The 24,327-nt window shown below is 52.4% G+C and carries 20 protein-coding genes and 1 pseudogene; 19 read left to right on the top strand and 2 right to left on the bottom strand.

The window, feature by feature from the left end:
- The first annotated feature begins 9 nt into the window (after positions 1–9).
- The 19 genes and pseudogenes from E4T63_RS28980 to E4T63_RS16175 all read left to right on the top strand — a co-directional run bounded on the left by E4T63_RS28980 (position 10) and on the right by E4T63_RS16175 (position 22,496).
- Complete coding sequence (locus tag E4T63_RS28980; protein ID WP_432431696.1) at positions 10–5,457, top strand: filamentous hemagglutinin N-terminal domain-containing protein; 5,448 nt, start codon at positions 10–12, stop codon at positions 5,455–5,457.
- A pseudogene (locus E4T63_RS28975) lies at positions 5,436–5,495 on the top strand (hypothetical protein); the annotation flags it as partial. The gene E4T63_RS28980 and the pseudogene E4T63_RS28975, both read left to right, overlap by 22 nt.
- Positions 5,496–5,666: 171 nt before the next feature.
- Positions 5,667–11,426, top strand: a complete 5,760-nt coding sequence (locus tag E4T63_RS28970; protein WP_432431695.1) for a DUF637 domain-containing protein — start codon at positions 5,667–5,669, stop codon at positions 11,424–11,426.
- Positions 11,427–11,434: 8 nt separating this feature from the next.
- On the top strand, positions 11,435–11,722 hold the full coding sequence (locus tag E4T63_RS16250; RefSeq protein WP_098964307.1) for a hypothetical protein: 288 nt from the start codon (positions 11,435–11,437) through the stop codon (positions 11,720–11,722).
- Between the two features lie 501 nt (positions 11,723–12,223).
- Positions 12,224–12,754, top strand: coding sequence for a hypothetical protein (locus E4T63_RS16245; RefSeq protein ID WP_127646176.1), 531 nt, complete (start codon positions 12,224–12,226; stop codon positions 12,752–12,754).
- 432 nt (positions 12,755–13,186) lie between these two features.
- Positions 13,187–13,720, top strand: coding sequence for a hypothetical protein (locus tag E4T63_RS16240; protein WP_135296008.1), 534 nt, complete (start codon positions 13,187–13,189; stop codon positions 13,718–13,720).
- A 493-nt stretch (positions 13,721–14,213) separates the two neighbouring features.
- Positions 14,214–14,528: a hypothetical protein gene (locus tag E4T63_RS16235; RefSeq protein ID WP_135296007.1), complete on the top strand. Its 315-nt coding sequence runs from the start codon at positions 14,214–14,216 to the stop codon at positions 14,526–14,528.
- Between the two features lie 23 nt (positions 14,529–14,551).
- Complete coding sequence (locus tag E4T63_RS16230) at positions 14,552–14,815, top strand: hypothetical protein (RefSeq protein WP_135296006.1); 264 nt, start codon at positions 14,552–14,554, stop codon at positions 14,813–14,815.
- Positions 14,803–15,336 carry a hypothetical protein gene (locus E4T63_RS16225; RefSeq protein ID WP_135296005.1) on the top strand — a complete coding sequence of 178 codons (534 nt, stop codon included), beginning with the start codon at positions 14,803–14,805 and terminating at the stop codon, positions 15,334–15,336. Before E4T63_RS16230 ends, E4T63_RS16225 begins: the two co-directional genes overlap by 13 nt.
- 194 nt (positions 15,337–15,530) lie before the next feature.
- A complete protein-coding gene (locus E4T63_RS16220) occupies positions 15,531–16,130 on the top strand; it encodes a hypothetical protein (RefSeq protein ID WP_135296938.1) in 600 nt (199 codons plus the stop codon).
- Positions 16,131–16,278: 148 nt separating this feature from the next.
- The gene (locus tag E4T63_RS16215; RefSeq protein ID WP_135296004.1) at positions 16,279–16,914 is read left to right on the top strand and encodes a hypothetical protein; all 636 of its coding nucleotides are present in this window, start codon (positions 16,279–16,281) and stop codon (positions 16,912–16,914) included.
- Positions 16,915–17,023: 109 nt separating this feature from the next.
- Positions 17,024–17,182, top strand: coding sequence for a ribonuclease domain-containing protein (locus E4T63_RS28965; RefSeq protein ID WP_135296003.1), 159 nt, complete (start codon positions 17,024–17,026; stop codon positions 17,180–17,182).
- Positions 17,183–17,193: 11 nt separating this feature from the next.
- A complete protein-coding gene (locus E4T63_RS16205; RefSeq protein ID WP_098964304.1) occupies positions 17,194–17,568 on the top strand; it encodes a barstar family protein in 375 nt (124 codons plus the stop codon).
- Positions 17,569–18,156: 588 nt separating this feature from the next.
- Positions 18,157–18,510: a DUF596 domain-containing protein gene (locus E4T63_RS16200; protein ID WP_096797205.1), complete on the top strand. Its 354-nt coding sequence runs from the start codon at positions 18,157–18,159 to the stop codon at positions 18,508–18,510.
- Between the two features lie 419 nt (positions 18,511–18,929).
- Entirely contained in the window at positions 18,930–19,463 is a 534-nt protein-coding gene (locus tag E4T63_RS16195) for a hypothetical protein (protein ID WP_127646174.1), read from the top strand.
- A 190-nt stretch (positions 19,464–19,653) separates the two neighbouring features.
- A complete protein-coding gene (locus E4T63_RS16190) occupies positions 19,654–19,992 on the top strand; it encodes a hypothetical protein (RefSeq protein WP_096797206.1) in 339 nt (112 codons plus the stop codon).
- Positions 19,993–20,135: 143 nt separating this feature from the next.
- Complete coding sequence (locus E4T63_RS16185) at positions 20,136–20,669, top strand: hypothetical protein (RefSeq protein WP_127646173.1); 534 nt, start codon at positions 20,136–20,138, stop codon at positions 20,667–20,669.
- A 233-nt stretch (positions 20,670–20,902) separates the two neighbouring features.
- Positions 20,903–21,541: a hypothetical protein gene (locus E4T63_RS16180; protein ID WP_135296002.1), complete on the top strand. Its 639-nt coding sequence runs from the start codon at positions 20,903–20,905 to the stop codon at positions 21,539–21,541.
- A gap of 463 nt (positions 21,542–22,004) precedes the next feature.
- Complete coding sequence (locus tag E4T63_RS16175; RefSeq protein ID WP_127646172.1) at positions 22,005–22,496, top strand: hypothetical protein; 492 nt, start codon at positions 22,005–22,007, stop codon at positions 22,494–22,496.
- Between the two features lie 113 nt (positions 22,497–22,609).
- On the opposite strand, the gene E4T63_RS16170 is transcribed toward E4T63_RS16175, so the two are convergent.
- Positions 22,610–23,653 carry an LLM class flavin-dependent oxidoreductase gene (locus E4T63_RS16170; RefSeq protein WP_135296001.1) on the bottom strand — a complete coding sequence of 348 codons (1,044 nt, stop codon included), beginning with the start codon at positions 23,651–23,653 and terminating at the stop codon, positions 22,610–22,612.
- Positions 23,654–23,812: 159 nt separating this feature from the next.
- Positions 23,813–24,298, bottom strand: a complete 486-nt coding sequence (locus E4T63_RS16165; protein WP_003225754.1) for a flavin reductase family protein — start codon at positions 24,296–24,298, stop codon at positions 23,813–23,815.
- Positions 24,299–24,327 lie beyond the last annotated feature (29 nt).

Raw genomic sequence — 24,327 nt, 5'->3', positions numbered from 1 at the left:
ACCATCGACATGGATGTTCGTCAGTTCGCCTTCCTTGCAGGCCAGCCTTCTGCGGCCGTAAAAAACCGTGAGTCGTTTCTGGGCATGCCCAAGCGCGGGCTGGCGTTCCTGCTGGCGAACGTCATGTTCTGGCAACCGATGTGGGCGCAGGCCGACGGCATCGTGGTGGCCAACCCTGGCACCACCCTTGATCGCGCCGGTAACGGGGTGCCGATCATCAACATCACCGCGCCCAACGGCAGCGGCCTGTCGCATAACCAGTTCCACGATTACAACGTCGGCGCGCAGGGTGTCATCCTCAACAACGGCTCGACGCAAACCTCGAACACGCAGTTGGCCGGGCACATCATCGGCAACCCGAACCTGAAAAACAGCGGCTCGGCGCAAGCCATTCTCAACGAAGTCATCAGCGGCAACCCGAGCCAGTTGCGCGGTTACACCGAGGTGGCGGGGCAGTCGGCGCGAGTGATCGTGGCCAACCCGTATGGCATCACCTGTAATGGTTGCGGCTTCATCAACGCGCCGCGCGTGACGCTGACCACCGGCAAACCGGTGCTGGATGGTGCGGGGCGACTGGATCGTTTTCAGGTTGATCAGGGCTCTGTGGCGATCGAAGGCGCAGGCCTCAACGCCAACAACGTCGACCGCTTCGAAATCATCACCCGCAGCGCGAAGATCAACGCTGAACTCCAGGCGCAGAATCTGACGATTGTTGCCGGGCGCAACGACGTCAACGCACAAACCCTCAATGCCACGGCCCGTGCCGATGACGGCAGCGCCAAACCGCAACTGGCGATTGACTCCTCGGCGCTGGGCGGGATGTATGCCGGGGCGATCAAACTGGTTGGCACCGAGGCCGGGGTCGGGGTGAAACTGGCGGGCAACCTGGCTGCCAGTGGTGGCGATATCCAGATCGATGCCAACGGCCAGTTGACCCTGGCGCAGACCTCGGCAGCCACTGCTGTGAACATCAAAGCCAACAGCCTTAGTGCCCAAGGTCCGGTCTACGCTGGCACCGCTCTGAACGTGCAAACCCAAGGCGATCTGAGCAACCAGCAAAACCTCGCTGCACGCGACAGCATCAGCCTCAGCGCCGGTGGAACCCTGAGCAACAACGGCATCATTGAAGCCGGGGTCAACGCCGACAACAGCCGTAACAGCGCTGGCGACGTGAACCTGAGTGCGCAGAACCTCAACAACAGCGGCAAAAGCGTGATCGCCAGTCGCAACCTGACGGCGACCGTCGCGCAAACCCTGAGCAACCAGGGCGGTACGTTGAGCGCCCAGCAGGATACGCGCCTCACGGCCACCACCCTGGACAATCAGAACAAGGGCAGCGTCCTCGGCAACTCGACGGTGCAGTTGAACGCCAGCAAGGTCATCAACACCCAGGGCGTGATCAGCAGCAACGGCAGCCTCGGCGCCGATCTCGGCGATCTGAATAATCACGATGGCGAGATATCCAGCGCCGGCACCACCCGTATCAACGCCATCACGCTGGACAACAGCGACGGCCAGGTGACGGGTGACGTAGCGCTGAACATCGGTTTGATCGGTGCGCTGAACAACCGCAACGGTTTGTTGGGTTCGGGGGTGAATGTCAGCATCACCGCCGCCAGCCTCGACAACAGCCAGCAAGGTAGCCTCGTCAGCGACGGCAGTCTGACCGCGCGCATCACTGGCTTGTTCGATAACCAGAACGGTGAGCTGAGCGCCAAAGGTGCAGTCGATGTCCAGAGTGGCAGCCTCGACAACCGTGGCGGCAGCGTGGTTGGCAAGGATCGCCTGACCTTGCGCAGCGATTCCGTGGACAACCGCGGCGGTAAAGTTCGCGCGACCAAAGACCTGCAACTCAGCGTTGGCGCACTCGACAACCGCGACAAAGGTCTGCTCGATGGTCAGGCCGCCGTCAACTACAGCGGCACGCAACTGGATAACCGTGGCGGTTTGCTCAGTGCGGCAGGGCCGATGATTCTCGGTGTGACGCGCATCGATAACAGCGCCGGGCGTATCTCAAGCAAAGCCGATCTGAACGCCAACGTGACGCAATTGGTTAACCAGGGTGGTGAATTGGTCGCCCAAGGTTCGTTGTTGCTCAGTGGCCAGTCGCTCGACAACCGTAAGGCCGGTCTGGTCGGTACCACAAAAGCGCTGAAACTCACGGTCGGCGAGATCGACAACCGCGGCGGTGAAATCTCCAGCACCGTCGATGTGAACGTCATCGGTCAAAGCCTGAACAACAGTGACAGCGGCAAAGTCCTCGCCGGAACCACCCTTGGCCTGACTGTGGCCCGGGTCATCAATCAGACCCTCGGACAACTGTTCAGTGTGGGTACCTCGACGCTGATCGGGCAGAGTCTGGACAACAGCGGCGGTAATTTCGTTACCCGACAGGGCAATCTGGATATTCGTCTCGACAACGCCTTGAGCAATATCGAGGGTCTGATCAGCAGCGAAGGGAAGCTGACTGTAAACGCGGGCAGTCTCGATAACACACGCGGTCACTTGTCGAGCGCCGGCGCGCTGGCGCTGACCACCACGGGTAGCCTGAACAATCAGGCGGGCTCAATTGCCACTGACAGCGGGCTGATCCTGACTTCGCAGAGTCTGGACAACAGTCAGGGCGGCTTGATCAGCGCCAAGAAAGCCACCGCGCTGACCACCGGTGCCTTCAACAACGCCTCCGGCGGCAGCCTGGTCAGCGGTGACGCCCTCACGCTCAACGCCGGCGCAGTGAGCAACGGCATCGGCAGCCGCATCGCCAGCGACAAAGCCCTGACCGCAACGGTCACCGGCTTCGATCAGCAGGGCGGTCAACTGTTCAGCAAAACCTCCCTGAGCCTTGACCTCAACCACGGCCAATTGAACAACCGCAACGGCCTGATCAATTCGCCGCTGCTGGTGCTGAAAAACCTCAAGGATGTCGACAACCAGGGCGGTGAAATCTCCAGCGCCCAAGCCTTCACCCTGATCGCGCAAAACCTCGATAACAGCAACAACGGCAAGTTGATCAGCAATCAGGGCCTGACCCTGCGCATCGAACAACTGCTGGCCAGCGTCAAGGGCCTGATTTCCGCGCAGAGCGTGGATGTCAAAAGCGCTCGCCTGGACAACAGCGGCGGCCTGATCACCAGCCGTGGCACCCTCGGGGTGACGGTGGACGGCCAACTGGTCAACCAAGGCGGTACGCTGATCGCTGATGATGAACTGAATCTGAAAGCCGACAGCGTCGACAACAGCGAAGGGCATATCGCCGGCAAAGCCGACGTTGTCGCTAACGTCGCGACCCTCGATAACCTGCACGGTGAACTGATGGCAACCGCCGGGCTGAAGCTCACCGGCAACAGCCTCGACAACCGTAACGGCGGTCTCGTCGGGGCGAATCAGGCGCTGCAACTGACGGTCGATGCCGTCGACAACCGTGGCGGCGAGCTGTCCAGCCAGGCTGACGTAACGCTGGTCGGCAGTCGTCTGGACAACAGCGACGGCGGCAAGCTGATTGCGCAGGGTGCGTTGAGCCTGACCGTTGATGAAGTGCTCAACCGTGCCAAGGGGTTGATTTCGGGTAAAACCGACCTGACCCTGACCGGCCGCAGCCTCGACAGCACTGCGGGTGCGCTCCTGAGCCAGAGCAACCTGAAGCTCGACCTGAGCGGTGACCTGAAAAACAGTCAGGGCCTGATCAGCGCCGAGGGCAGCCTTGGCGTGACAGCGGCGAGTCTGACCAACAATCTCGGCAGCCTGTCGGTTGCCGGGCCGTTGACATTGAACACCACCGGCGTGGTGCTCAACCGCGGTGGTCAGATCGTCACCGACGCCAGCCTCAATCTCAGCAGTGCCAGCCTCGACAACAGCAACGGGGGTAGCCTCAGCGCCAAAGGCGCGGTAGTGGTGCACACCGGTACGCTGGATAACAGCCACAACGGCAAGTTGAACAGTGGCGATACGCTGGACCTGAAGGCGACCCAACTGACCAACCAGGATGGCGGTCGTATTGCCAGCGTTGCTGCGCTGACCGCGAACGTCACCGGTCTCGATCAGCAGGGCGGCCAGTTGTTCAGCAACATGTCGCTGGACCTGGACCTCAATCACGGTCAACTGAACAACCAGAACGGCCTGATCGGCGCGCCGTTGCTGATGCTCAAGAACCTTGAGGACGTCAACAACGACGGCGGTGAGATCTCCAGCACCCAGGCGTTCACAGTGACGGCGCGCAGCCTCGACAACAGCAACGGCAAATTGCTCAGCAACCAGGCCGTGACGCTGCGCATCGACCAGGCGCTGACCAACATCAAAGGCCTGATTGCCGCGGCTGCGCTGGATGTCAAAGCGGCCAGCCTCGACAACAGCGGCGGCACACTGACCAGCCGTTCGAATCTGGATCTTAACCTCGACGGCCTGCTCACCAACCAGAACTTGGGGCTGATCAATGCCACCACTGGCCTGACTGTCAACAGCAACGGCTTGAACAACCAGAACGGCTCGCTGCTGGGCAGTGCCATCGCCATTGATTTCGGCGCGGCCGCTGCTGATCTGAACAACGACGGCGGCCTGATCACCACTGAAGGCCAGTTGAGCATTCAGCACCTGCGTGACCTCACCAACCGCAGCGGCGAAATCTCCAGCAGCCAGAGCATCGGCCTTAAAACCCGGGCCATCGATAACAGCGGCGGCAAACTGATCAGCAGCAACCTGCTGAGCCTCACGGGCAGCCAACTGCACAACCAGAACGGTCTGATCTCCGGTTGGCAAGGTCTGGACGTCAATGCCCAGAGCCTCGACAACCGCAACAGCGGCACGCTCTCCAGCAAAAGCGGCAGCCTCGATGTGACACTGAGCGGGGACTTGCTCAACAGCGGTGCCGGTGCACTGGTCAGCCAGAAAGCCCTTAACGTCAACGCCGCGAGCCTGGATAACAGCGACAAGGGCGTGGTTTCCAGTGGCGGAGCGCAGGCTCTGACCGTCGCTGGTCTTTTGAATAACGCTGCGGGTGGTTCGATCTACAGCGGTGCTACCCTGACGATGCAGGCGATGACGCTGGGCAACGCCGGCGGCAGTGTCAGTGCCAATCAGGACCTGAGCTTTGTCGGCACCACACTGGATAACACCGGTGGCATGGCGGCCAGCGATGGCGCCGTAACCCTCGACCTGCTCGGCGCATTGACCAACACCAACGGCAAGCTCGCCAGCGGTGGCGCACTGCTGCTGCAACGCGCCACACAGATCAACAATCAGGGCGGCCAACTGGCCAGTCAGGGTTTGATGACCCTGCTCAGTGGCGGCCTGGACAACCGCAATCGCGGCACCGTCGCGGCCAATGACGTGTTGACGATCACCACGCCTGGCGTCATCCAGAATAGCGCCGACGGTTTGATCTACAGCCAGAATGGCGATGTACAGATCCGGGCGGCCAGTCTGGCCAACGCCAGGGCACTCTGCAAAGCAAGGGCGCACTGACCCTGACCACCAGCGGCGACATCGATAACCAGAGCGGCCGGATCATTGCCGATGCCGGGGACCTTACCCTCGACGCTGGCAACCTCGATAGTCGTGGCGGCGTCCTCGCCAGCCTGAAAGCTGCGTTCTCTGCGCGCCTGACCGGTGCGCTGAAGAATGGCTACGACCTGAATAACAATCGCCAGGGCGGTGTGATTCAGGCTCAACGCGTGAATCTCGTCGCACCGGGTGGACTCGATAACTACGGCGGACGCATTTCGGCGCAAAGCGGCGATGCAGTCATCACCACCGGCAACTTCGACAACCGCAATGGCGGCCTCTACGCCAAAGGCAAAATCAACGTCACCGGCAACAACTTCGACAACAGCGGCGACAACGACGGCCAGATTGCCGGCCAGCAGATCGACCTCAATCTGACCGGCGCATTGAATAACCGCCTGGGCATCATCGAAAGCGACAGCACCCTTGCCATCAAGGCTGCCAGCCTCGATAACCAGACCGGCCAGTTGCGTGCCCTCGGCAGCGGCGGCAAAACCAGCTTCCAGATTGGCGGCCTATTCGACAACCGCAACGGCACGCTGGAAACCGCCAACACCGACCTGACGCTCGGCACCGGCAGCTTCCTCAATACCGGCGGCAGCCTGTTGCACGTCGGCACCGGCACGTTTGATATATCCACCGCCAACCTGATGAATGCAGGGGGGGCGCTGGTAACCCGTGGCGGCCTGACGATCGGTGCTGACAGCTGGACCAACAGCAGCGTTATCCAGGCCGGGCGTCTTACCGTCAATGTCAACAGTCTGACCCAGACCGCTACCGGGCAATTGCTGGCGTCTGACAGTTTCACCGGCAATGGCGTCAACTGGCTCAACGACGGGTTGATTGCCAGTGACGGCCGGATGAATGTCGGCCTCGGTGGCGCTTATTGGGGCGCGGGGCGGCTCAGTAGCCTGGGTACTCTGAATCTGAGTGCCGCGCAGGTGAGTCTCAGCAGCGCGACATCGAGTATCGCCGGCGGCGGGGACACCACGCTTAATGTCGGTGGCCGCCTGGACAATGGCGCTCGTCTGACCTCGGCAGCCAACATGACCATCAATGCCGGAGCGGTCAACAACTTCGGCACGCTGGCTGCGGCACAAAATCTGACACTGACCAGCGGATCACTGCTCAACACCAATGCGTTGATCACCAGCGGCGGCGACATGCGCCTGCAGGTTGCGAACCTCAATAACTCCTATGGCCAACTCTACGGGCTGAGCAACGTTTACATCGGCAGGGATTCCGGAACTGGCAAAGCCGATCTGCTGGATAACTCTTCCGGTGACATCTACAGCGCTCAGAACCTGACCATCAATGCCCTGACCATCAACAACGTTCGGGCGATCCTGGAATACACCAAGCAAGAAAAAAGTTCAGTTGTCATCACGCAACTTGATTGCAATCTGGTTCCTATCGTTGGCTGTGACTTCCGTAGTGGAGGGCGGCGAAATGGCCTGTGGGAAATCGCTGAAACCGATCGTTTGAAAGTCAACGCCAGCAGTGCGGCTGCCAGCATGACCAGCGGCGGCGACATCTCGATCAATGCGTCGACGCTGAACAACACCAGTAGCACGATTGCCGCCACCGGCAACATCGTGGCCAATGCCGACACTATCAATAACACCGGTTTGCAAGAGCAGGAGATCGTCACCAAGCGCACGTACTGGAACTATGTGAAGCAGATCTTCGGGGCAGTCGCCGCAGCAGATGCGTTCAACAAGAAAAACGGTGGGACGCCGTCACCCGACGTCGAAGCGGATCTGAGCGCCTTTATCAAGTTGATGGGCGGGGGCGAGCTCACCGGCCCGGAGATTACGGTAACAGGCTCGACCAACGCCTACGATGCGGTGATTCAGGCGGGCGGCAACATCACACTCAATGCCACGCAGAAAATCAGCAACAGCGTCGAACGGCCTTACTACGCCTATGTCGCAGCCGGCCGCAACAAAACCGAAACAGGTGCGGGTAGCGCTTATTCGACACCGATTTACATCAACGCACAGCTGCCACCCGATCTGGCTCAACAGCAAGTCAACCCGTTAGCGCTGCCCGGTTTCAGTCTGCCCACCGGGCAAAACGGCTTGTTCCGTCTGAGCGGACAAGGCAACAGCACGCCGACCGCCACCGGTCCGGATAGCTGGACCATGGGTGGCGCCGCGATCAGCCCCGCCAATCGCCAGCAAACCTTGACCGATACCCAGCCAAGGAACATCCAGCTGGCAAACAATGCTCAGGCTTCAGGCAGTACGGTTGACTTGAAGACGGCTGATCACAAGGCAGGCGAAACGGGTGCGACGGCCAGCGCTCTCGACGTCAGCACACCCGCTGCCGACACCAGTGGCACGGCATTGCCTGGCCGCTCCACCGACTTCACGATCAATCGCGTACAAGGCTTGCCGGTGACCAGCAAGTCATCCAATGCACACAAGTATCTGATAGAAACCAACCCGGTATTGACTGACCTCAAGCAGTTCATGGGTTCGGATTATCTGCTGTCGAACCTTGGGTACGATCCTGACAAGAGCGCCAAGCGATTGGGCGACGGGCTCTATGAGCAGCGCCTGGTCCAGCAGGCGGTTGTGGCACGTACCGGCCAGCGCTTCATCGATGGTCAGACCACCGATGAGGGTCTGTACAAGTACCTGATGGACAACGCCATCGCCAGCAAAAATCAGCTCAATCTGGCAGTGGGAGTCAGCCTGACATCCGAACAGGTCGCGGCACTGACTCACGATATCGTCTGGATGGAAAACGCCGTGGTAAACGGCGAGCAAGTGCTTGTCCCGGTACTCTACCTGGCCAATGCCAATAATCGCCTCGCAGCTAACGGCGCGCTGATTCAAGGCAGTGATGTCACGCTCATTGCCGGCAAGGATCTGGAAAACGCCGGAACATTGCGCACCAAAAACAACCTTTCAGCCACCGCCGACAACAATCTGGTCAACAGTGGCCTGATTGAAGCAGGCAATCGTCTTGATCTTCTCGCAGGCAATAACCTTGTAAACAAGGCTGGCGGCATTATCGCCGGGCGTGACGTCTCGCTGACTGCCACTCGTGGCGACATCATCAATGAACGCAGCGTCACCACCCATGAGAGTGGTGTTGGCGACATGAACGAGCGTTCGGACTTCATCGACAACGCTGCGCGCATCGAAGCGGCCAACGATCTGACGCTCAAGGCTGGACGAGACGTCATCAACACGGGTGGTGTTCTGAAGAGCGGCGCAGATACCACGATCAATGCCGGTCGCGATGTGAATCTGGTTTCCGCTGAAAAGGCCTTCAGTTCTCAGCGTGGACTGCATACCAACGACAACGTTACCCAGTACGGCTCAACCGTCGATGCCGGGCGTGATCTGAACATCACGGCCGGACGGGACCTTTCGGTCATCGCCAGTCAGATCGATGCCAAGCGTGACGTGTCGATGTCTGCGACCGAGAACCTGACCATCGGCTCGGCTGCTGATGAGGAGCACTCGCTGTACAAAAGCAAAAAACTCACGATGCAGGAGGATCATGTCAGCCAGGTCATGTCCGGCATCACCGCGGGTGGCGACGTCAAACTGAATGCCGGTAAAGACCTCAGCGTGATCTCCAGTCGCGTGACTGCAGGCGACGAAGCCTATCTGGTCGCGGGTGACAACCTCAACATTCTTGCAGCGCAGGACACGGACTACTCGCTGTATGACATGAAGAAAAAGGGCAGCTTCGGCAAGCTCAAAATGAAGCGGGACGAGGTCACCGACAACAAGTACATCGGCTCCGAGATCAAGTCGGGCGGCGATCTTACGCTCAAGAGCGGAGGCGATCAGCTTTATCAGGTCGCCAAACTGGACAGTGGTAACAACATCACGCTGGACAGCGGTGGAGCGATTACGTTTGAAGGGGTCAAAGACCTCCATGACGAAAGCCACACCAAGACCAACAACAATGCCGCGTGGGTGTCGTCCAAAGGTCGCGGTAATACCGATGAAACCCTGCGTCAGACCCAGATGATTGCCAAGGGCAACATCGTGATCAAGGCCGTGGATGGTCTGAAGATCGACATCAAGGATGTCAACCAGCAGTCCGTCAGCCAGACCATCGATGCGATGGTCAAGGCTGATCCGCAGTTGGCGTGGTTGAAGGATGCCGAGGCGCGTGGGGATGTTGATTGGCGGCTGGTGAAGGAGATTCACGAGTCGTTTAAGTACGAGAACTCGGGAGTTGGTCCGGCAGCACAAATCGCAATTGCGATCATGATGTCGTTCGTGATGGGCCCCGGAGGATTGGCCTTGGTCAGCGGCGGTGCCGGCGGTGTAATTGCCACCTCTCTGGCGACCACCGCCGTGACCAGCACGATCAACAACAAGGGCAACCTGGGCGCTGCTTTCAAGGAGACGTTCAGCGCTGACAGCCTCAAGAGTGCGGCCATCGCAGGCTTTACGGCCGGCGTGCTGAACTACGCGGACGCGAATTGGTTTGCGGGTGGAACCAGCAAAACAGCAAATATCCTGACCAGCAGCAACTTTACCGATGTCGCTATCCGCACGACCGGTCGCGCGATTATCTCCAGCGGCGTTTCGACGGCCATTGGTGGAGGTAGTTTTGGTGACAACTTTGGTGCTGCGTTGCTGGGGGAGGCGAGCAGTGTCGCGATGGCAACTGGGTTCAATTGGGTTGGCGACACCATCAAGTTCCCAGAAGGCAGTCTTGAAAAAACCGTCGCGCATGCTTTGATGGGGGGCTTGCTTTCAAAGGCTACTGGCGGTGATTTTGCCACCGGTGCGGCAGCGGCGGGGCTTAATGAGGCGCTGACGAATCAACTGGTTAAGTTTGCGGATGGTAACGACCAGTTGCACTTAATGATGTCGCAGCTAACCGGGCTCCTAGCCGCAGCGGCGGTCGACGGGAATATTCAACAGGGCGCCGATATTGCGAGGAACGCCACCCAGTACAACTGGTTGCTACATAGAGAAGTTGTAGCTGCGGACAAGGCGCGTGCAGCTTGTGGCTCGGGACCGGGGGCTCAAGCGTGTCGGGACAATATCACCCGGGCGGTAGCCGCACTGGATGGCGAAAGACAGCGTGATATGGAGGAGTTTAGGCGTAAGACTCAACGACAGGCACTAGAAGAAGGTTGGACACTCGAGCAATTCAATGCAGCCAACGCGAGTTATTTCTCGGGCATTGACCGCAATGAGCTTACAACGGTTTATCCTCCTTCGATGGACCCTGGATTTCTGGCCAGAGAAGCGGGGATTGGCGTTGGTAAAAACGCTGTTGCTCTGCCAGGTGAGGCAGTCAAGACAGCGGAATCGATCTGGAAGGCCGTGTCATCACCTTTGGACACGATTAGTGCAATCGCTGGCGGCATAGGTGGGTTAGCGCTAGGGTTCAAGGACTGGATTACTAGCCCGATCCCGTCGCATGCGTTGGAAAAGCAGTTTGATAAAGTAGCGACCGCGTCCGCCCAAGAGTTGGGTGGTATGGCTTTTGATGCGGCCACCGGGCTTGTCACCGCCTATATTGGTGGTAGAGCCGTTGAATGGGTTGGTGGGAAGTGGGTTGGTGCAAAAGGTACTGCTAATACCGCATTGAAGCTTGGCGAAACCCAAACTATTAATGATGTAAGCATGACTCGTGTCGGGAGATGGATGTCTCCTGATGAGCTGGCACAGATGCAAAGTAGTAACAAAATTGTTCAGGGAGGCGGCGGGCAAACCTTTATCTCAACTAACGGTGCCGCTGATTTTAAGGGGGCTGCGTCTAAAGGTTCCGTCTATGTCGAGTTTGATGTTCCAAGTAGTGGATTATTGCAGGGTGGTAAGGAAGGCTGGTATAAAATGATTGGTCCGGACGCAAGTAAATCCCAGCAGTATTTGCTTAATAAACAGGGTGGAGAACATCTCCCTGAGGTAAAAAATATTACTGTGCTAGATAGTAAGTGAGAGGGGTTATGGATGCTTTTCAGTTTAATAAAGAAGTTAAGCCTCTATTGAAAGGCTACTCCGTAGAGTATTCAACATTCGCCAACGGGGATTTTGGTAACCTTGAGCGGATAGAGCTGGAAGGCTTTAATAAGCTGGCGACCGTAGAATTTTGGTCGGAAGGCTGGATAGGCATTGATATATATGACTGTGCTTGTGATGAGCAGGTCATGAATATTTTGCTTTCTCCAGAGGAAAAAGATCTTGTCCCTAAAGCATTTGAAAAGCTTCTGGATACATTAAATCGAAATGGTTAATAAGTATCTCCGGAAACCCAGGGTGCTTATTTATCTGTAGATCCCAGCCTCGATTTGACACCGGCCCTGCGCCGGTGTTGTTTTATCTGCTTACTGCAAAACCTCCCGTCCTTCGCTGCTCGCTTTAGTCGTGGCCTGAGCGATCAGGGCATCAAGCATCTGCGCAACGAATTTCTATTGGCTCTTGGGTAGTTGGTCGATGGCCTCCAATTGCTGCTGCCATTTCGAAAGGTAAATGGGGACAGACCACGTTTAGAAAGCACTCCGAAAATGTGGTCTGTCCCCGTTAACCTTAAGAGTTTAAAAATGGTAAATTGCTACAGATCGAGATTACGGTTAAGCCCGGTGTCGGCACTCGTGAGGGTACCGTTGGTGATATGCGGGATAAACTGAACGGAGTTCGCTTGCCTAGCGGAGGGCATCAGGTGAATTTTATGGATAAGACACCCGAACCAATCCGGAGCTGTATGAAGTAAATTTCGAGTCGGTAAGGGCGCTAAAATGACAGTGCTAATAAATAAAGTTGTTACTGTTGTAGAGTTGGATGATGGGGTCGTCTTTGAGCGCTTTGTAAGTTGGGATGGGGGGTGCACTAATTATGAAGATGTTAAAAAATATATTCTCTATTCTGAAAAGCGCAGCGTAATAAAGCGTCGGCAGTTTTTGGTTTTAGAGGGGGGGGAAGTCGATATTCCAATACTTGAGGTTCTGAATATATTGCCGGATAGAACTGGGTTTTTGGTGGTTTTTGAGAAGGAGCCCTCGAGATTCAGTGTTCCAGTAGCGCCTTGGTTTTTCAGCTATCCTGATAATGCTGCAGTATATAATTCTGACGGCTCGTTGCGTTTTCAGTTACATAATATTTATGGGCAAGATGGTTATATAGGTGCCACGCACTCTGGTGCGATTCCCGATCATCCTGATAAGTTGGGTGTGTTAGTCGGTACAGTTGGCCATGAACCGGAATGGCTTTATTTGGTCGATCCGAATAGTCCGGAGTTAATTTTCACCGGGAAATGGATTCGTTATTAGCATCGCGGGAGGGGAAGGGGTAATGGGGATAAACCACCTTTAGTTCAATTGGCTGAAGCAATGAGGTAAATGGGGGACAGACCACGTTTAGAAAGCACTCCGAAAATGTGGTCTGTCCCCGTTAACTCCCAAGGCAAGAACCCGTCCTCCCTTCTTGGAGGTTGGGCCACAGAAACTCCTATAAATATCTGTGGCAGACGTTCGAAATAAACTTGCAGTTTCTGAAGAGTTCAAATAGGGTCAATTATTCCAAGTCGAATTTACGGTGAAACCAGGTGTCGGGATTCGTGAAGGAACTGTTGGTGATATGTGGGATGCGAAAAACGAAGCCCGCTTGCCTGGTGGTGGACATCAAGTGAATTTTATGGATAAGTCTCCCCGAACTAATCCAGAGTTGTACGAGGTTAATATGGGGTCGGTGAGGTCGTTGCAGTGAGTCTGTTGATTAGTGAAATTAGAACAAAGTGGGAATTCGATGATGGACTGCTTTTTGAGCAGTTTGTCAGCTGGAACGGGGCATGTACCAGTTTCGAAGATACTAAAAATATAATGCTGTATGCGCAAAAGCACGCCGTCGTACGTTTTGAACGATATTTGGCCTTTGAGAACGGCGTGGAACTATGCATTCCCGTCAGTGAGATGCCTTACATTCTTGCTGATAGAACAGGGTTTTTGGTCGTCTTCAATGAGGTACCATCAAAATTTGGCATGTCTGAATTTCCTTGGTTTTTTAACTGTCCAAATAATGCGGCGATTTACAACTCTGATGGTTCCTTACGCTTCCAATTAAAAAGCGCTCATGGTGTGGGAAGCTATATTGGTGCTGTGCACTATACATTAACGCCGGCAAACCCAAATGCGTTAGGTGTTTTGGTAGGAAGCGTAGGGCATGACCCAGAGTGGCTTTATTTGGTTGATCCAGACAGCCCGGAATTAATTTCTACAGGGAAGTGGATTCGCTATTAGTCTTAAATAAAAGAGAGGCAAATGGGGCAGACCTTGTAAAGGTAAATGGGGATAGACCACGTTTAGAAAGCACTCCGAAAATGTCCCCGTTAACCTGTCACAGATTTTTTTTACCGAAGGTTGTAATCGACAAGGTGAACGCTTTCTGGAATAAGAAATGACTCCAATAAAGGTCAAGTTTCTTTTATACCCAGCGCTGGTTCTGAAGGCGGCGGTGTTTTTTTACCTCGTCGGATTGCTTGGAAGTTTGATAGGCGCGGTTATTATCTATTGTAAACTTGGAGCTTGGGGTTTTAGTGGTGAGGACCTGTTGATTTCTTTGAGATTTTCGCTTATCTACGGTTTTTTTGGTGGAAGCGGTATCTGGATTTTCGCAAAAATGGAGGAGGTAAATGGGGACAGACCACGTTTAGAAAGTACTCCGAAAATGTGGTCTGTCCCCGTTAACCCGTTAACCCGTTAACCCGCTACCCGCGATGCGGAGCGTTTTGGGTTGTCTACGCAGCGTGACTTTGTTCCGGGAATGGAGCATCGTGCGGAGAATATCAAAGCAGGGCAGGTGACAGACCGTGATGGTCTTCCGCGTGTCGATGGTGAGAAGACCGCGAATGATCTGCTGCTGAAACAGCAGTCAGGTGGAATAGATCTTCCATACTGGGGAACACAACGCCCGGCGTGGAAGGAGGGGACAGTCGTCACCGATAAGGTTGTGGATCAGCCACGAACGATGACCATGGTAATAGATCAAAGACGATACGACGCTATAAAGTTTAGTGAATTAAAGGACCAAAATCCTGCATCTTTTTAGGCGGATGGGCAACAGACTCTCCTGTGAACTCAATAGATGACGTTAGAAATAAACTGGCTATTTCAACCGAGTTTAAAACCGCGGATCTGTACAAAGTCGAATTCACGGTGAAACCGGGTGTAGGCGTTCGTGAAGGTACTGCGGGTGACATGTGGGATGCCAAGCAAGAGACGCGTCTCCTTGGCGGAGCACATCAAGTTACCTTTATGGATAAAACCCCTCGTACAAATCCTGAGTTTTATACTCTTGATATTGATAGTTTGAGGGTGTTGAAATGGTTGATCTAGTTGAGCGTATAAGAAATGAGGTGGTACATGCTGATGGAACGATCTTTGAGAGTTTTTACGATTGGCATGGGCGCAGAACTGAATTTGAAGTTGAAATGGCACAAGTTAAATATGTGCGCGCGAGTAAGGTTGTGGAGATAAGAAAATACATAGTTTCTGATAGCGGCTCGGAAGTTTTGTTCTCTGCTGCATTCATCCCATACATACTGCCAGATAGGAGTGGAGTGCTGGTCGTGTTTGATGAAAAACCATCTAGGTTTGGCTTTACTGAACCACCTTGGTTCTTTGGCTTTCCTCACAATGCTGCGATCTACGATGTTGATGGTACATTGCGCTTTCAACTGCACAATCCTTATGGTGAAAGCAGTTATATAGGTGCCATACATTCAGGTGCTATGCCTGAGCATCCAGATTCGCTAGGTGTTTTAATCGGCACGGTAGGGCATGAACCAGAGTGGCTTTACTTACTTGATCCTGATGGCCCGGAATTAATCCCCACCGGAAAGTGGATTCGTTATTAGGTGCGAGAAAGATTGAGGATTGAAAGGGGAGGCGGGAATAGATCACGCTTATAAATATCTCTAAATGTCTAGTCCTGAAGCAGGTGTAAATCTATTTCAGAGTAAATGGGGACAGACAACTTTTAGAAAAAACTCCGAAAATGTGGTCTGTCCCCGTTAACCTTCGTTAATCCTGTTTGGCCGGAGAGAAAGTGATGTTTTTAGATTTAGATTGGCAACCGAGTTTTGGCGAAATAATTACGTGGTTTGCCATGGACAAAAACGGATTGGTAGCCATTATGGTAAATAACTGTTTTGGAAAGCTTCCCAAGGTTTTGCTACAGGTGTCGGAGTTAGAGGGGAAGCTTGACCGGTTAAATGAATATATGTGGGAAGAGTCTTCGGGGGTTGTCAGTTATCCAGAAAACAAAAGAGGAATTGCAATTCTTGATTTGTATTCAATCTGTAGATTTGGGGGCGATAAGTCTCGTAAAGAGGTCGAATCAGTTATTGCGCAGCGGTCTGCATTTGATAAAAAGTTATCAGAGTGCTCGATTCCTTCGATAAAGGGTTTTTACGTTTATCATGCAGTGGAGGGTAGTGTTCAAGGTGAGGATTATCCTGTTGGTTATAGCGGGAAAACTGAAATGGGTGATTATTTCCGCTACCTGATGCCAACTGTGTATGCGAGTATTGATGATTTCCCCGAAGAGCTTAGAGGGGTTGTGGTCGTATCGGATGTATTGGATTTTACGTCTGATCAGATTGTTAGAAGTTGTGAGGTGGATTCAATTTTTAATCGGCTTTATAGTTGATTTTATGATAATTCAAAGGCGGCAGATCAATTTGGAGTAAGTGGGGGGACAGACCACGTTTAGAAAACACTCCGAAAATGTGGTCTGTCCCCGTTAACCATCACGCATTATCGGGGGGCTCATTTCAACGACGAAGCCGGGAATCACTATGGCTACTAAAATTAAAATCATAAGAACATTTGATATTTCTCTTCCCAATGAGGTATTCAACCTGCATGAAGATAAAGAATATGGTGAGTTGAAGCTATCGGCGGCTAGTCTTACGGTGTCAGAAAAATCTTATGAAGCATCGGTAGTAGTATTGGATTTTATTTGTAAATCTGCCGTTAAAAATATGACGGAATATGCATTCTGGCTGCTATTAGGTAATTCGGCTTGGCAACCAAACACGAGACTTGTTAGGTACCTGGGACTATGGGGTGGTTTGAAATCACGAGGAATCGAAATGCCCCAGGTTACTCGTTCGGTAGAGCGTATCGTTGAGCGTGATGGGAAGTTAAGGTTTTTTGGAGCTATGTGTTTGTCCGATTTTTCGGATCGTAAATCAATAGAAGTTCTTTTAACTGAACGATGTTCTTATATCGCTATTTTACCCAAGAATTTTGACATAGAGTGCGTCTTGGATCTTGGTTGGTGCGGCGGACTCTCTGAAGATCAGACGCTGTGTGCTTATGTAGGTGAGCGAAAAGGACTGCTGATAATGCGGGTTGGTGAATTTGACGATCCTGATAACGGATTTGTGTCAGTTGGGGAACAAGGCGTACTGAACGATCTGCTGAGCTAGGGGTAAATGGGGACAGACCACGTTTAGAAAGCACTCAGAAAATGTGGTCTGTCCCCGTTAAACTCCTTTCCCTCATCGAAACGATGGCTCTGTATTCCAGAATCGTGCATTGGATTTGCCGCAGAAACCAGCCGGTTACTACACTGAGTATGTCCATCCAACGGCGGGTATTGCAGGACTTGGGCCTCAGCGAATAGTCGTAGGGAAAGGCGGCGAAATGTATTACACCGCCGACCACTACAAAACCTTCATCCCAATAAAAAATTGAGCTCTGTCAAAATGTTGCCATTCACGTTTGTGGAAACCCCGCCTTCATATGACACGGCGAAAGTGTTTTATGTGCGGATTGACCCCTCCATTCAGGTTACGGAGGAATTGATAAGATCGCTGTATTACCTACTTTGGTTACCGGGGTACTTTGGATACAACTGGGATGCCTTGTATGACTGCTTAAGGGATCTCAGTTGGATGCCGTGTCATAAAGTCGTCATTGTGCATGAGTCTCTGCCAGAATTGCCAAGAGACGACCTAAAGATATACCTCGAGATTTTGCGTGACTCGGTCCTTGATTGGATTGGTGACGATGGACACGAGTTGGAAGTTGTCTTCAAAGATGTTGATAGAGCTGTGGCCGAAAGTTTGCTAAAAAATTAGGCTAAGCCTGTGACGCGAGGTAAATGGAGGGTGAATGGGGACAGACCACGTTTAGAAGCACTCCGAAAATGTGGTCTGTCCCCGTTAACCCCCAAAAGGTAGCTCGATAGTTGATGCTGAGAAAGATGCACTAGACCGAATAGCGCAGAACCCCAAAGGCCCTGATTTAACAGGTAAGCAGCCCGGGGCAATTCTACAGCAGCAATCTGATAACCGAATTAGCGATCTTGCATCGCAGTACAATAATTCAAGTCTTCAACCAAAGGATTTTCAATTGAGTATAGGAGGAAAGACGCTCCAAGCTGACCCTTATCTCAGTGTTGGTGCGCCTGTTTATTCTGGCACTACGACATCAGATGTAATGAGCTATTTTAGACAGTTGACAGGAACTGAATATATGCCAGTCGTAAAGTCGATTCCCGGGAAAGGGGATGTTTATGCTGCAACGATTACTTCTGGAGCTAACGCAGGTAGCAAAATTACGTTGAGGAATTTCTCGAACTCAACTCAACAGTCAGGCGCAGCTTGGACCATAGATGTAATAAATCCGTCTATTAATGCTGGGAAACGAATCGAGATTAAATTCAAATGAATATAGATTTTTTGTACTCAGCTATTCTAAGTAGCTCCTTCGGTCTATCAATTGGATCGATTTGGCAGCACTTAAGTGTGGAAATTTCGCACTTGAAAATAAGTAATGAAGAAAGAGCGGAAATTTTTCTCGAATTACTGAAGCGTCTAATGCTCGAAGGGCATTTAAAGCTGGCATCAGATGGAAATTATCTCTCTGGTAGTATTGATGAGCAAATTAGTATCATTGCACTCGCATGGCCTGTTCACCCTGAGGAGGATGAACTTGATGGTTTTGGATTTTGGTTTTTAACTACCGTTCCGGTTGGAGTAGTATGGCTTACCTCCGCTGGCCAGGAGATATGGACATAATATATCTAGGTTAGTTGGTGCAAAAGGCGACAGTGGTGGCGGCACAAAAGGTGGGTAAATGGGGACAGACCACGTTTAGAAAGCACTCCGAAAATGTGGTCTGTCCCCGTTAACTCGCAAGGCAAGAACCCGTCCTCCCTTCTTGGAGGTTGGGCCACAGAAACTCCTATAAAATCTGTGGCGGATGTTCGAAATAAACTTGCAGTTTCTGAAGAGTTCAAATAGGGTCAATTATTCCAAGTCGAATTTACGGTGAAGCCAGGTGTCGGGATTCGTGAAGGAACTGTTGGTGATATGTGGAATGCGAAAAAGGAAGCTCGCTTGCCTGGTGGTGGACATCAAGTTAAATTTATGGATAAGTCTCCCCGAACTAATCCAGAGTTGTACGAGGTTAATATGGGGTCGGTGAGGTCGTTGCAGTGAGTCTGTTGATTAGTGAAATTAGAACAAAGTGGGAATTCGATGATGGACTGCTTTTTGAGCAGTTTGTCAGCTGGAACGGGGCATGTACCAGTTTTGAAGATACTAAAAATATAATGCTGTATGCGCAAAAGCACGCCGTCGTACGATTTGAACGATATTTGGCCTTTGAAAACGGCCTGGAACTACGCATTCCCGTCAGTGAGATGCCTTACATTCTTGCTGATAGAACAGGGTTTTTGGTCGTCTTCAATGAGGTACCATCAAAATTTGGCATGTCTGTATTTCCTTGGTTTTTTAACTGTCCAAATAATGCGGCGATTTACAACTCTGATGGTTCCTTACGCTTCCAATTAAAAAGCGCTCATGGTGTGGGAAGCTATATTGGTGCTGTGCACTATACGTCAACGCCCACAAACCCAAATGCGTTAGGTGTTTTGGTAGGAAGCGTAGGGCATGACCCAGAGTGGCTTTATTTGGTTGATCCAGATAGCCCTGAATTAATTTCTACAGGGAAGTGGATTCGCTATTAGTTTAAATAAAAGAGAGCTAAATGGGGCAGACCTTGTAAAGGTGAAATGGGAAGGTAAATGGGGATAGACCACGTTTAGAAAGCACTCCGAAAATGTCCCCGTTAAACCTCATCTGTCCCCGTTAACCTGTCACAGATTTATTTTTACCGAAGGTTGTAATCGGCAAGGTCAACGCTTTCTGGAATAAGAAATGACTCCAATAAAGGTCAGGTTTCGTTTATACCCAGTGCTGGTTCTGAAGGCGGTGGTGTTTTTTTACCTCGTCGGATTGCTTGGAAGTTTGATAGGCGCGGTTATTATCTATTGTAAACTTGGAGTTTGGGGTTTTAGTGGTGAGGACCTGTTGGTTTCTTTGAGATTTTCGCTTATCTACGGTTTTTTTGGTGGAAGCGGTATCTGGATTTTTCGCAAAAATGGAGGAGATCAAAAGGCGAAAGAAGGAGAAGGTTTAAGCCTTACCGATCCGCGATCACGCTCCGAGGCTTTGCGCCTGATGATGACGCCCCGTCATGCAGAGCTTTTTGGGTAAATGGGGACAGACCACGTTTAGAAAGTACTCGGGAAATGTGGTCTGTCCCCGTTAACCTCCCATCAAGTTACGTTTATGGATAAAACCCCTCGTACAAATCCTGAGTTTTATACTATTGATATTGATAGTTTGAGGGTGTTGAAATGATTGATCTAGTTGAGCGTATAAGAAATGAGGTGGTACATGCTGATGGAACGATCTTTGAGAGTTTTTACGATTGGCATGGGCGCAGAACTGAATTTGAAGTTGAAATGGCACAAGTTAAATATGTGCGCGTGAGTAAGGTTGTGGAGATAAGAAAATACATAGTTTCTGATAGCGGCTCGGAAGTTTTGTTCTCTGCTGCAGGCATCCCATACATACTGCCAGATAGGAGCGGAGTTCTGGTCGTGTTTAATGAAAAACCATCTAGGTTTGACTTTGCTGAATCACCTTGGTTCTTTGGGTTTCCTCACAATGCTGCGATCTACGATGTTGATGGTGCATTGCGCTTTCAACTGCACAATCCTTATGGTGGAAGCAGTTATATAGGTGCCATACATTCAGGTGCGATGCCCGAGCATCCAAATTCGCTAGGTGTTTTAATCGACACGGTAGGGCATGAATCAGAGTGGCTTTACTTAATTGATCCTGATGGCGCGGAATTAATCCCCACCGGAAAGTGGATTCGTTATTAGGTGAGAGAAAGATTGAGGATTGAAAGGGGAGACGGGAATAGATCACGCTTATAAATGTCTCTAAATGTCTAGTCCTGAAGCAGGTATGAGTAAATGGGGACAGGCCACGTTTAGGAGGGGGGCGGGAATGGAGCGGATTTGTTTTTTGATCTGTGATGAAGTTGATTCGCAGGATGACGATGCAGTCAAGGTTCGCATCTGGAGCGACCAGATAAGGTCATAAAGGAGCTTTTATGGAGTCAAAAACATACAGGCTATTAAACGATATTCCGGAATACGCTGATTATGCTGTAGAAGCCGGAGACCTGGATCCAGAGGATATTCCTCAGGAGCGAGTTGACGCAGTGGAGGAATTGCTTCGTCGCACTCAGGACGATAATGAACGGTTTCTTGCTGCGAAGCTTTTGACCAATTGGGGATACCCAAGAGGTTTGATGGCTCTCGAGAAGTGCATGGAAAAGCCTGAAAGTATTGAGTGGACGTATAGCCATCGATTGCACGGTTATGACGATACTTATTGCCATATACTTTTTGCACTGACTCAATATTATGCCAATATGGCCGATCGGGGCCACGCGGAGCTCGCAAGAGTTGAAGTGTTTCCACTTATCTCGAAAATAATTGTGTTAGCGAGTAGTCGGCCATTTGAAATTACTGGTGCATTTGGTCTTGCGAGGAGAAATGGATATCAAGAATACCTACCTCTTATAAAAGAGCATCTGCTCTCGATAATCGATCATTTCGACGTGCATCGATGGAAGATTTACGACGCTATCGTGTTTCTGCTAGAGTTTGATGCCGATTTTGTAGAGGCTGTACTGAAGCAAAAAAACCAAACGATTGAAAATTTCAAGCCAGTGCACGGTGCATAGCTATTGCAGGTCCACATGAAGAAGCAAGTGTTGGGGTTGTTGATTGTGGTTACCGCTAATGAGTAAATCCTGTGGAGTGAAGTGCGAGCAGTGCGGAGGCAATCTTATTGTCCTCAAAGAAGGTATTACTCAGGGAGCCCGCTGTGATCAGTGTTACTGGTCGGTAATAACAACGAATATCTCCGGCATTCAGCTGGATAGATGCAAGTATAAAGTTCGCTGTCGCGGCGACTATCGGAATCATGCCCAGGTGAATGCTGACTCCGAGGTGACAGGTCAAAACTATTTACTGTCGAGGATTACACTCCAGCAAGGCGATGCTCTGGTATTCAGCGGTCAGGCGCAGGAGGTTTTACAGGCTAGAAATATTCTTGTGTCGGCTGGGGTTGTTTGTGAAATTACGCCTGATTTTCCCTGGATATGAATGAATCTGGCGATGACAGCGGTTTTTCGGAGGCGGGCTATGAATCAACAACAGCAGGACTTGATGATTGATCTGATGTCGCATCGGATCTCAAAAGACTGTTTTCTTGAGTCTCTATTTAAGGGTGGGGAAATTCCCGAAGATTACCTGCGTGCTGAACTGGAAACCGCGCTTGAGATGAAAGACGCTGACAGTGTGGAATGCTTGCTGATATTCGGTGCGGTGTTCGGTTTTACTCAGGATTGTGCGGATGTGTTATGCCGCTTACTCGTTGAAGACTGGCACATCAGTCACGAGAATATTGCAAGGGAATTAAAGGTTTTCAGATACCCTGGGGCGATCGACTATTTATTCAAGACGGCGCTGACCTGCTATCCGTATATCGCTTCCGAGCATGCTCTGGGTGTGAAATGCATTTATGCTTTACACGAGATTGGTACCGATAAGGCTAGAGAAAAATTGCAATTGCTGGCCAAGGTTGATAACGCTGAAATGTCCGAGCGTGCACGCCGTTTATTGGCGCGAGTGTAATGTTGCTTTAAAAGTGGTTGTGTTCGCAGGCACGATTATGCATTTTCCCCATTTAAAATAAAAAGCCCCGAATTGCTCGGGGCTTTTTATTTGGGCTGGCGGTCGGCAATGACTTAACGAAACGCCGGCACTACATGCTTGATAAACAACTCCAACGACCTCTTCTTCTCCGCATGCGGCAAACTGTTGTCACACCAGAAACTAAACTCATCCACCCCAAGTTCCTGATAATACTTGATGCGCGGAATAATCTCTTCCGGCGTACCGATCATCGCCGTCTTGTGCAGGCTCTCCAGTTCAAACTCCGGACGCCCGGCAAACTTCTCTTCAGGGCTTGGGGCGAGGAAGCCGTTGACTGGCACCTCCTTGTTGCCGAACCACGCATCGAAGGTGCGATAGAACCGTGAGATCGCTTTGGCGCCCACTTTCCAGCCTTCTGGGTCGTCAGCCGAGTGGACGTGAGTGTGGCGTAGCACCATCAATTGCGGACGCGGTACATCTGGATTGTTATCCAGCGCAGTCTGGAATTTGTTTTTCAGGTCGACGACTTCTTCGTCGCCCTTCATCAATGGCGTGACCATCACGTTGCAGCCGTTGGCCACGGCGAAGTTGTGCGAATCCGGGTCGCGGGCGGCGATCCACATGGGTGGATTCGGCTTCTGAATCGGCTTCGGCACGCTGGTGGACGTGGGGAATTTCCAGATGTCGCCCTCGTGGGCGTAGTCGCCTTGCCACAAAGCGCGGACCACCGGGACCATTTCGCGCAGGGCCTGACCGCCGCTGGAGGCGGGCATGCCGCCGGCCATGCGATCGAATTCGACCTGATAGGCGCCACGCGCCAGGCCGACTTCCATGCGTCCGTTGCTGATGACGTCGAGCAGCGCGCATTCACCGGCCACCCGCAGTGGGTGCCAGAACGGCGCGATGATGGTGCCGGCTCCGAGGTGAATGGTGGTGGTTTTGGCGGCGAGGTAGGCCAGCAGTGGCATCGGGCTTGGCGAGATGGTGTATTCCATCGCGTGGTGTTCGCCGATCCACACGGTGCTGAAACCGCCGGCCTCGGCCATCAGGGTCAGTTCGGTCAGGTCTTCGAACAGTTGGCGGTGGCTGACGCTTTCGTCCCAGCGTTCCATGTGGATGAACAGGGAAAATTTCATGACGCTTCCTCGGATCTTTTGTTGTTGAGGCTACAAAACTGTGTGGGAGGGGGCTTGCTCCCGAAAGCGCTGGATCAATCGACATCTCTGGTGGCTGACACATCGCCTTCGGGAGCAAGCCCCCTCCCACAGTGGATTTGTGTGGGGTTGAAGTTTTGCTCAGGCCAGAACGGGCAGGGCGCCCATCTTGCCGTGGCAGTAAACCAGCGGCCCGGTGTGTTGCTCCGGGACGATCAGATTCTTCACCGCGCCGACCATGATCGCGTGGTCACCACCTTCGTATTCGCGCCACAACTCACATTCGATGATAGCCGTCGCGTTGGCCAGGATCGGGTTGCCCAGCTCGCTCAACGTCCACTCGATGCCCTGCGCCTTGTCCTTGCCTTTACGGGCGAAGGCATAGGCTTCGCTTTGCTGGCCGCCGGACAGGACGTGGATCGCGAAGCGCTTGTTTTTGATCAGCACAGGGTAGGAGTCGGAGCTGTAGTTGGGGCAGAACAGCACCAGCGCCGGGTCCATCGACAGTGAACTGAAGGCGCTGGCGGTGAGGCCGACGATCTGGCCGTCATCGTCCAGCGTGGTGATGACGGTGACGCCGGACGGAAACGAGCCCATGACTTGTTTGTAGATGGCAGCATCGATCATTGGACGGTCCTCGGGTGTTGTGACGCGAT

The organism is Pseudomonas fluorescens, from assembly GCF_004683905.1.
Taxonomy (GTDB): domain Bacteria; phylum Pseudomonadota; class Gammaproteobacteria; order Pseudomonadales; family Pseudomonadaceae; genus Aquipseudomonas; species Aquipseudomonas putida_A.
Note: the sequence above shows the minus strand (reverse complement) of the source record. Positions and strands in the feature narration are given on the sequence as shown.

What these genes read in the sequence shown, in the direction of transcription:
- E4T63_RS28980 (WP_432431696.1), top strand. Translation starts at nt 10, where the DNA reads ATGGATGTTCGTCAGTTCGCCTTCCTTGCAGGCCAGCCTTCTGCGGCC.
- E4T63_RS16250 (WP_098964307.1), top strand. Translation starts at nt 11,435, where the DNA reads ATGGATGCTTTTCAGTTTAATAAAGAAGTTAAGCCTCTATTGAAAGGC.
- E4T63_RS16245 (WP_127646176.1), top strand. Translation starts at nt 12,224, where the DNA reads ATGACAGTGCTAATAAATAAAGTTGTTACTGTTGTAGAGTTGGATGAT.
- E4T63_RS16225 (WP_135296005.1), top strand. Translation starts at nt 14,803, where the DNA reads ATGGTTGATCTAGTTGAGCGTATAAGAAATGAGGTGGTACATGCTGAT.
- E4T63_RS16220 (WP_135296938.1), top strand. Translation starts at nt 15,531, where the DNA reads ATGTTTTTAGATTTAGATTGGCAACCGAGTTTTGGCGAAATAATTACG.
- E4T63_RS16215 (WP_135296004.1), top strand. Translation starts at nt 16,279, where the DNA reads ATGGCTACTAAAATTAAAATCATAAGAACATTTGATATTTCTCTTCCC.
- E4T63_RS16205 (WP_098964304.1), top strand. Translation starts at nt 17,194, where the DNA reads ATGTTGCCATTCACGTTTGTGGAAACCCCGCCTTCATATGACACGGCG.
- E4T63_RS16200 (WP_096797205.1), top strand. Translation starts at nt 18,157, where the DNA reads ATGAATATAGATTTTTTGTACTCAGCTATTCTAAGTAGCTCCTTCGGT.
- E4T63_RS16190 (WP_096797206.1), top strand. Translation starts at nt 19,654, where the DNA reads ATGACTCCAATAAAGGTCAGGTTTCGTTTATACCCAGTGCTGGTTCTG.
- E4T63_RS16185 (WP_127646173.1), top strand. Translation starts at nt 20,136, where the DNA reads ATGATTGATCTAGTTGAGCGTATAAGAAATGAGGTGGTACATGCTGAT.
- E4T63_RS16180 (WP_135296002.1), top strand. Translation starts at nt 20,903, where the DNA reads ATGGAGTCAAAAACATACAGGCTATTAAACGATATTCCGGAATACGCT.
- E4T63_RS16175 (WP_127646172.1), top strand. Translation starts at nt 22,005, where the DNA reads ATGAATCAACAACAGCAGGACTTGATGATTGATCTGATGTCGCATCGG.
- E4T63_RS16170 (WP_135296001.1), bottom strand. Translation starts at nt 23,653, where the DNA reads ATGAAATTTTCCCTGTTCATCCACATGGAACGCTGGGACGAAAGCGTC.
- E4T63_RS16165 (WP_003225754.1), bottom strand. Translation starts at nt 24,298, where the DNA reads ATGATCGATGCTGCCATCTACAAACAAGTCATGGGCTCGTTTCCGTCC.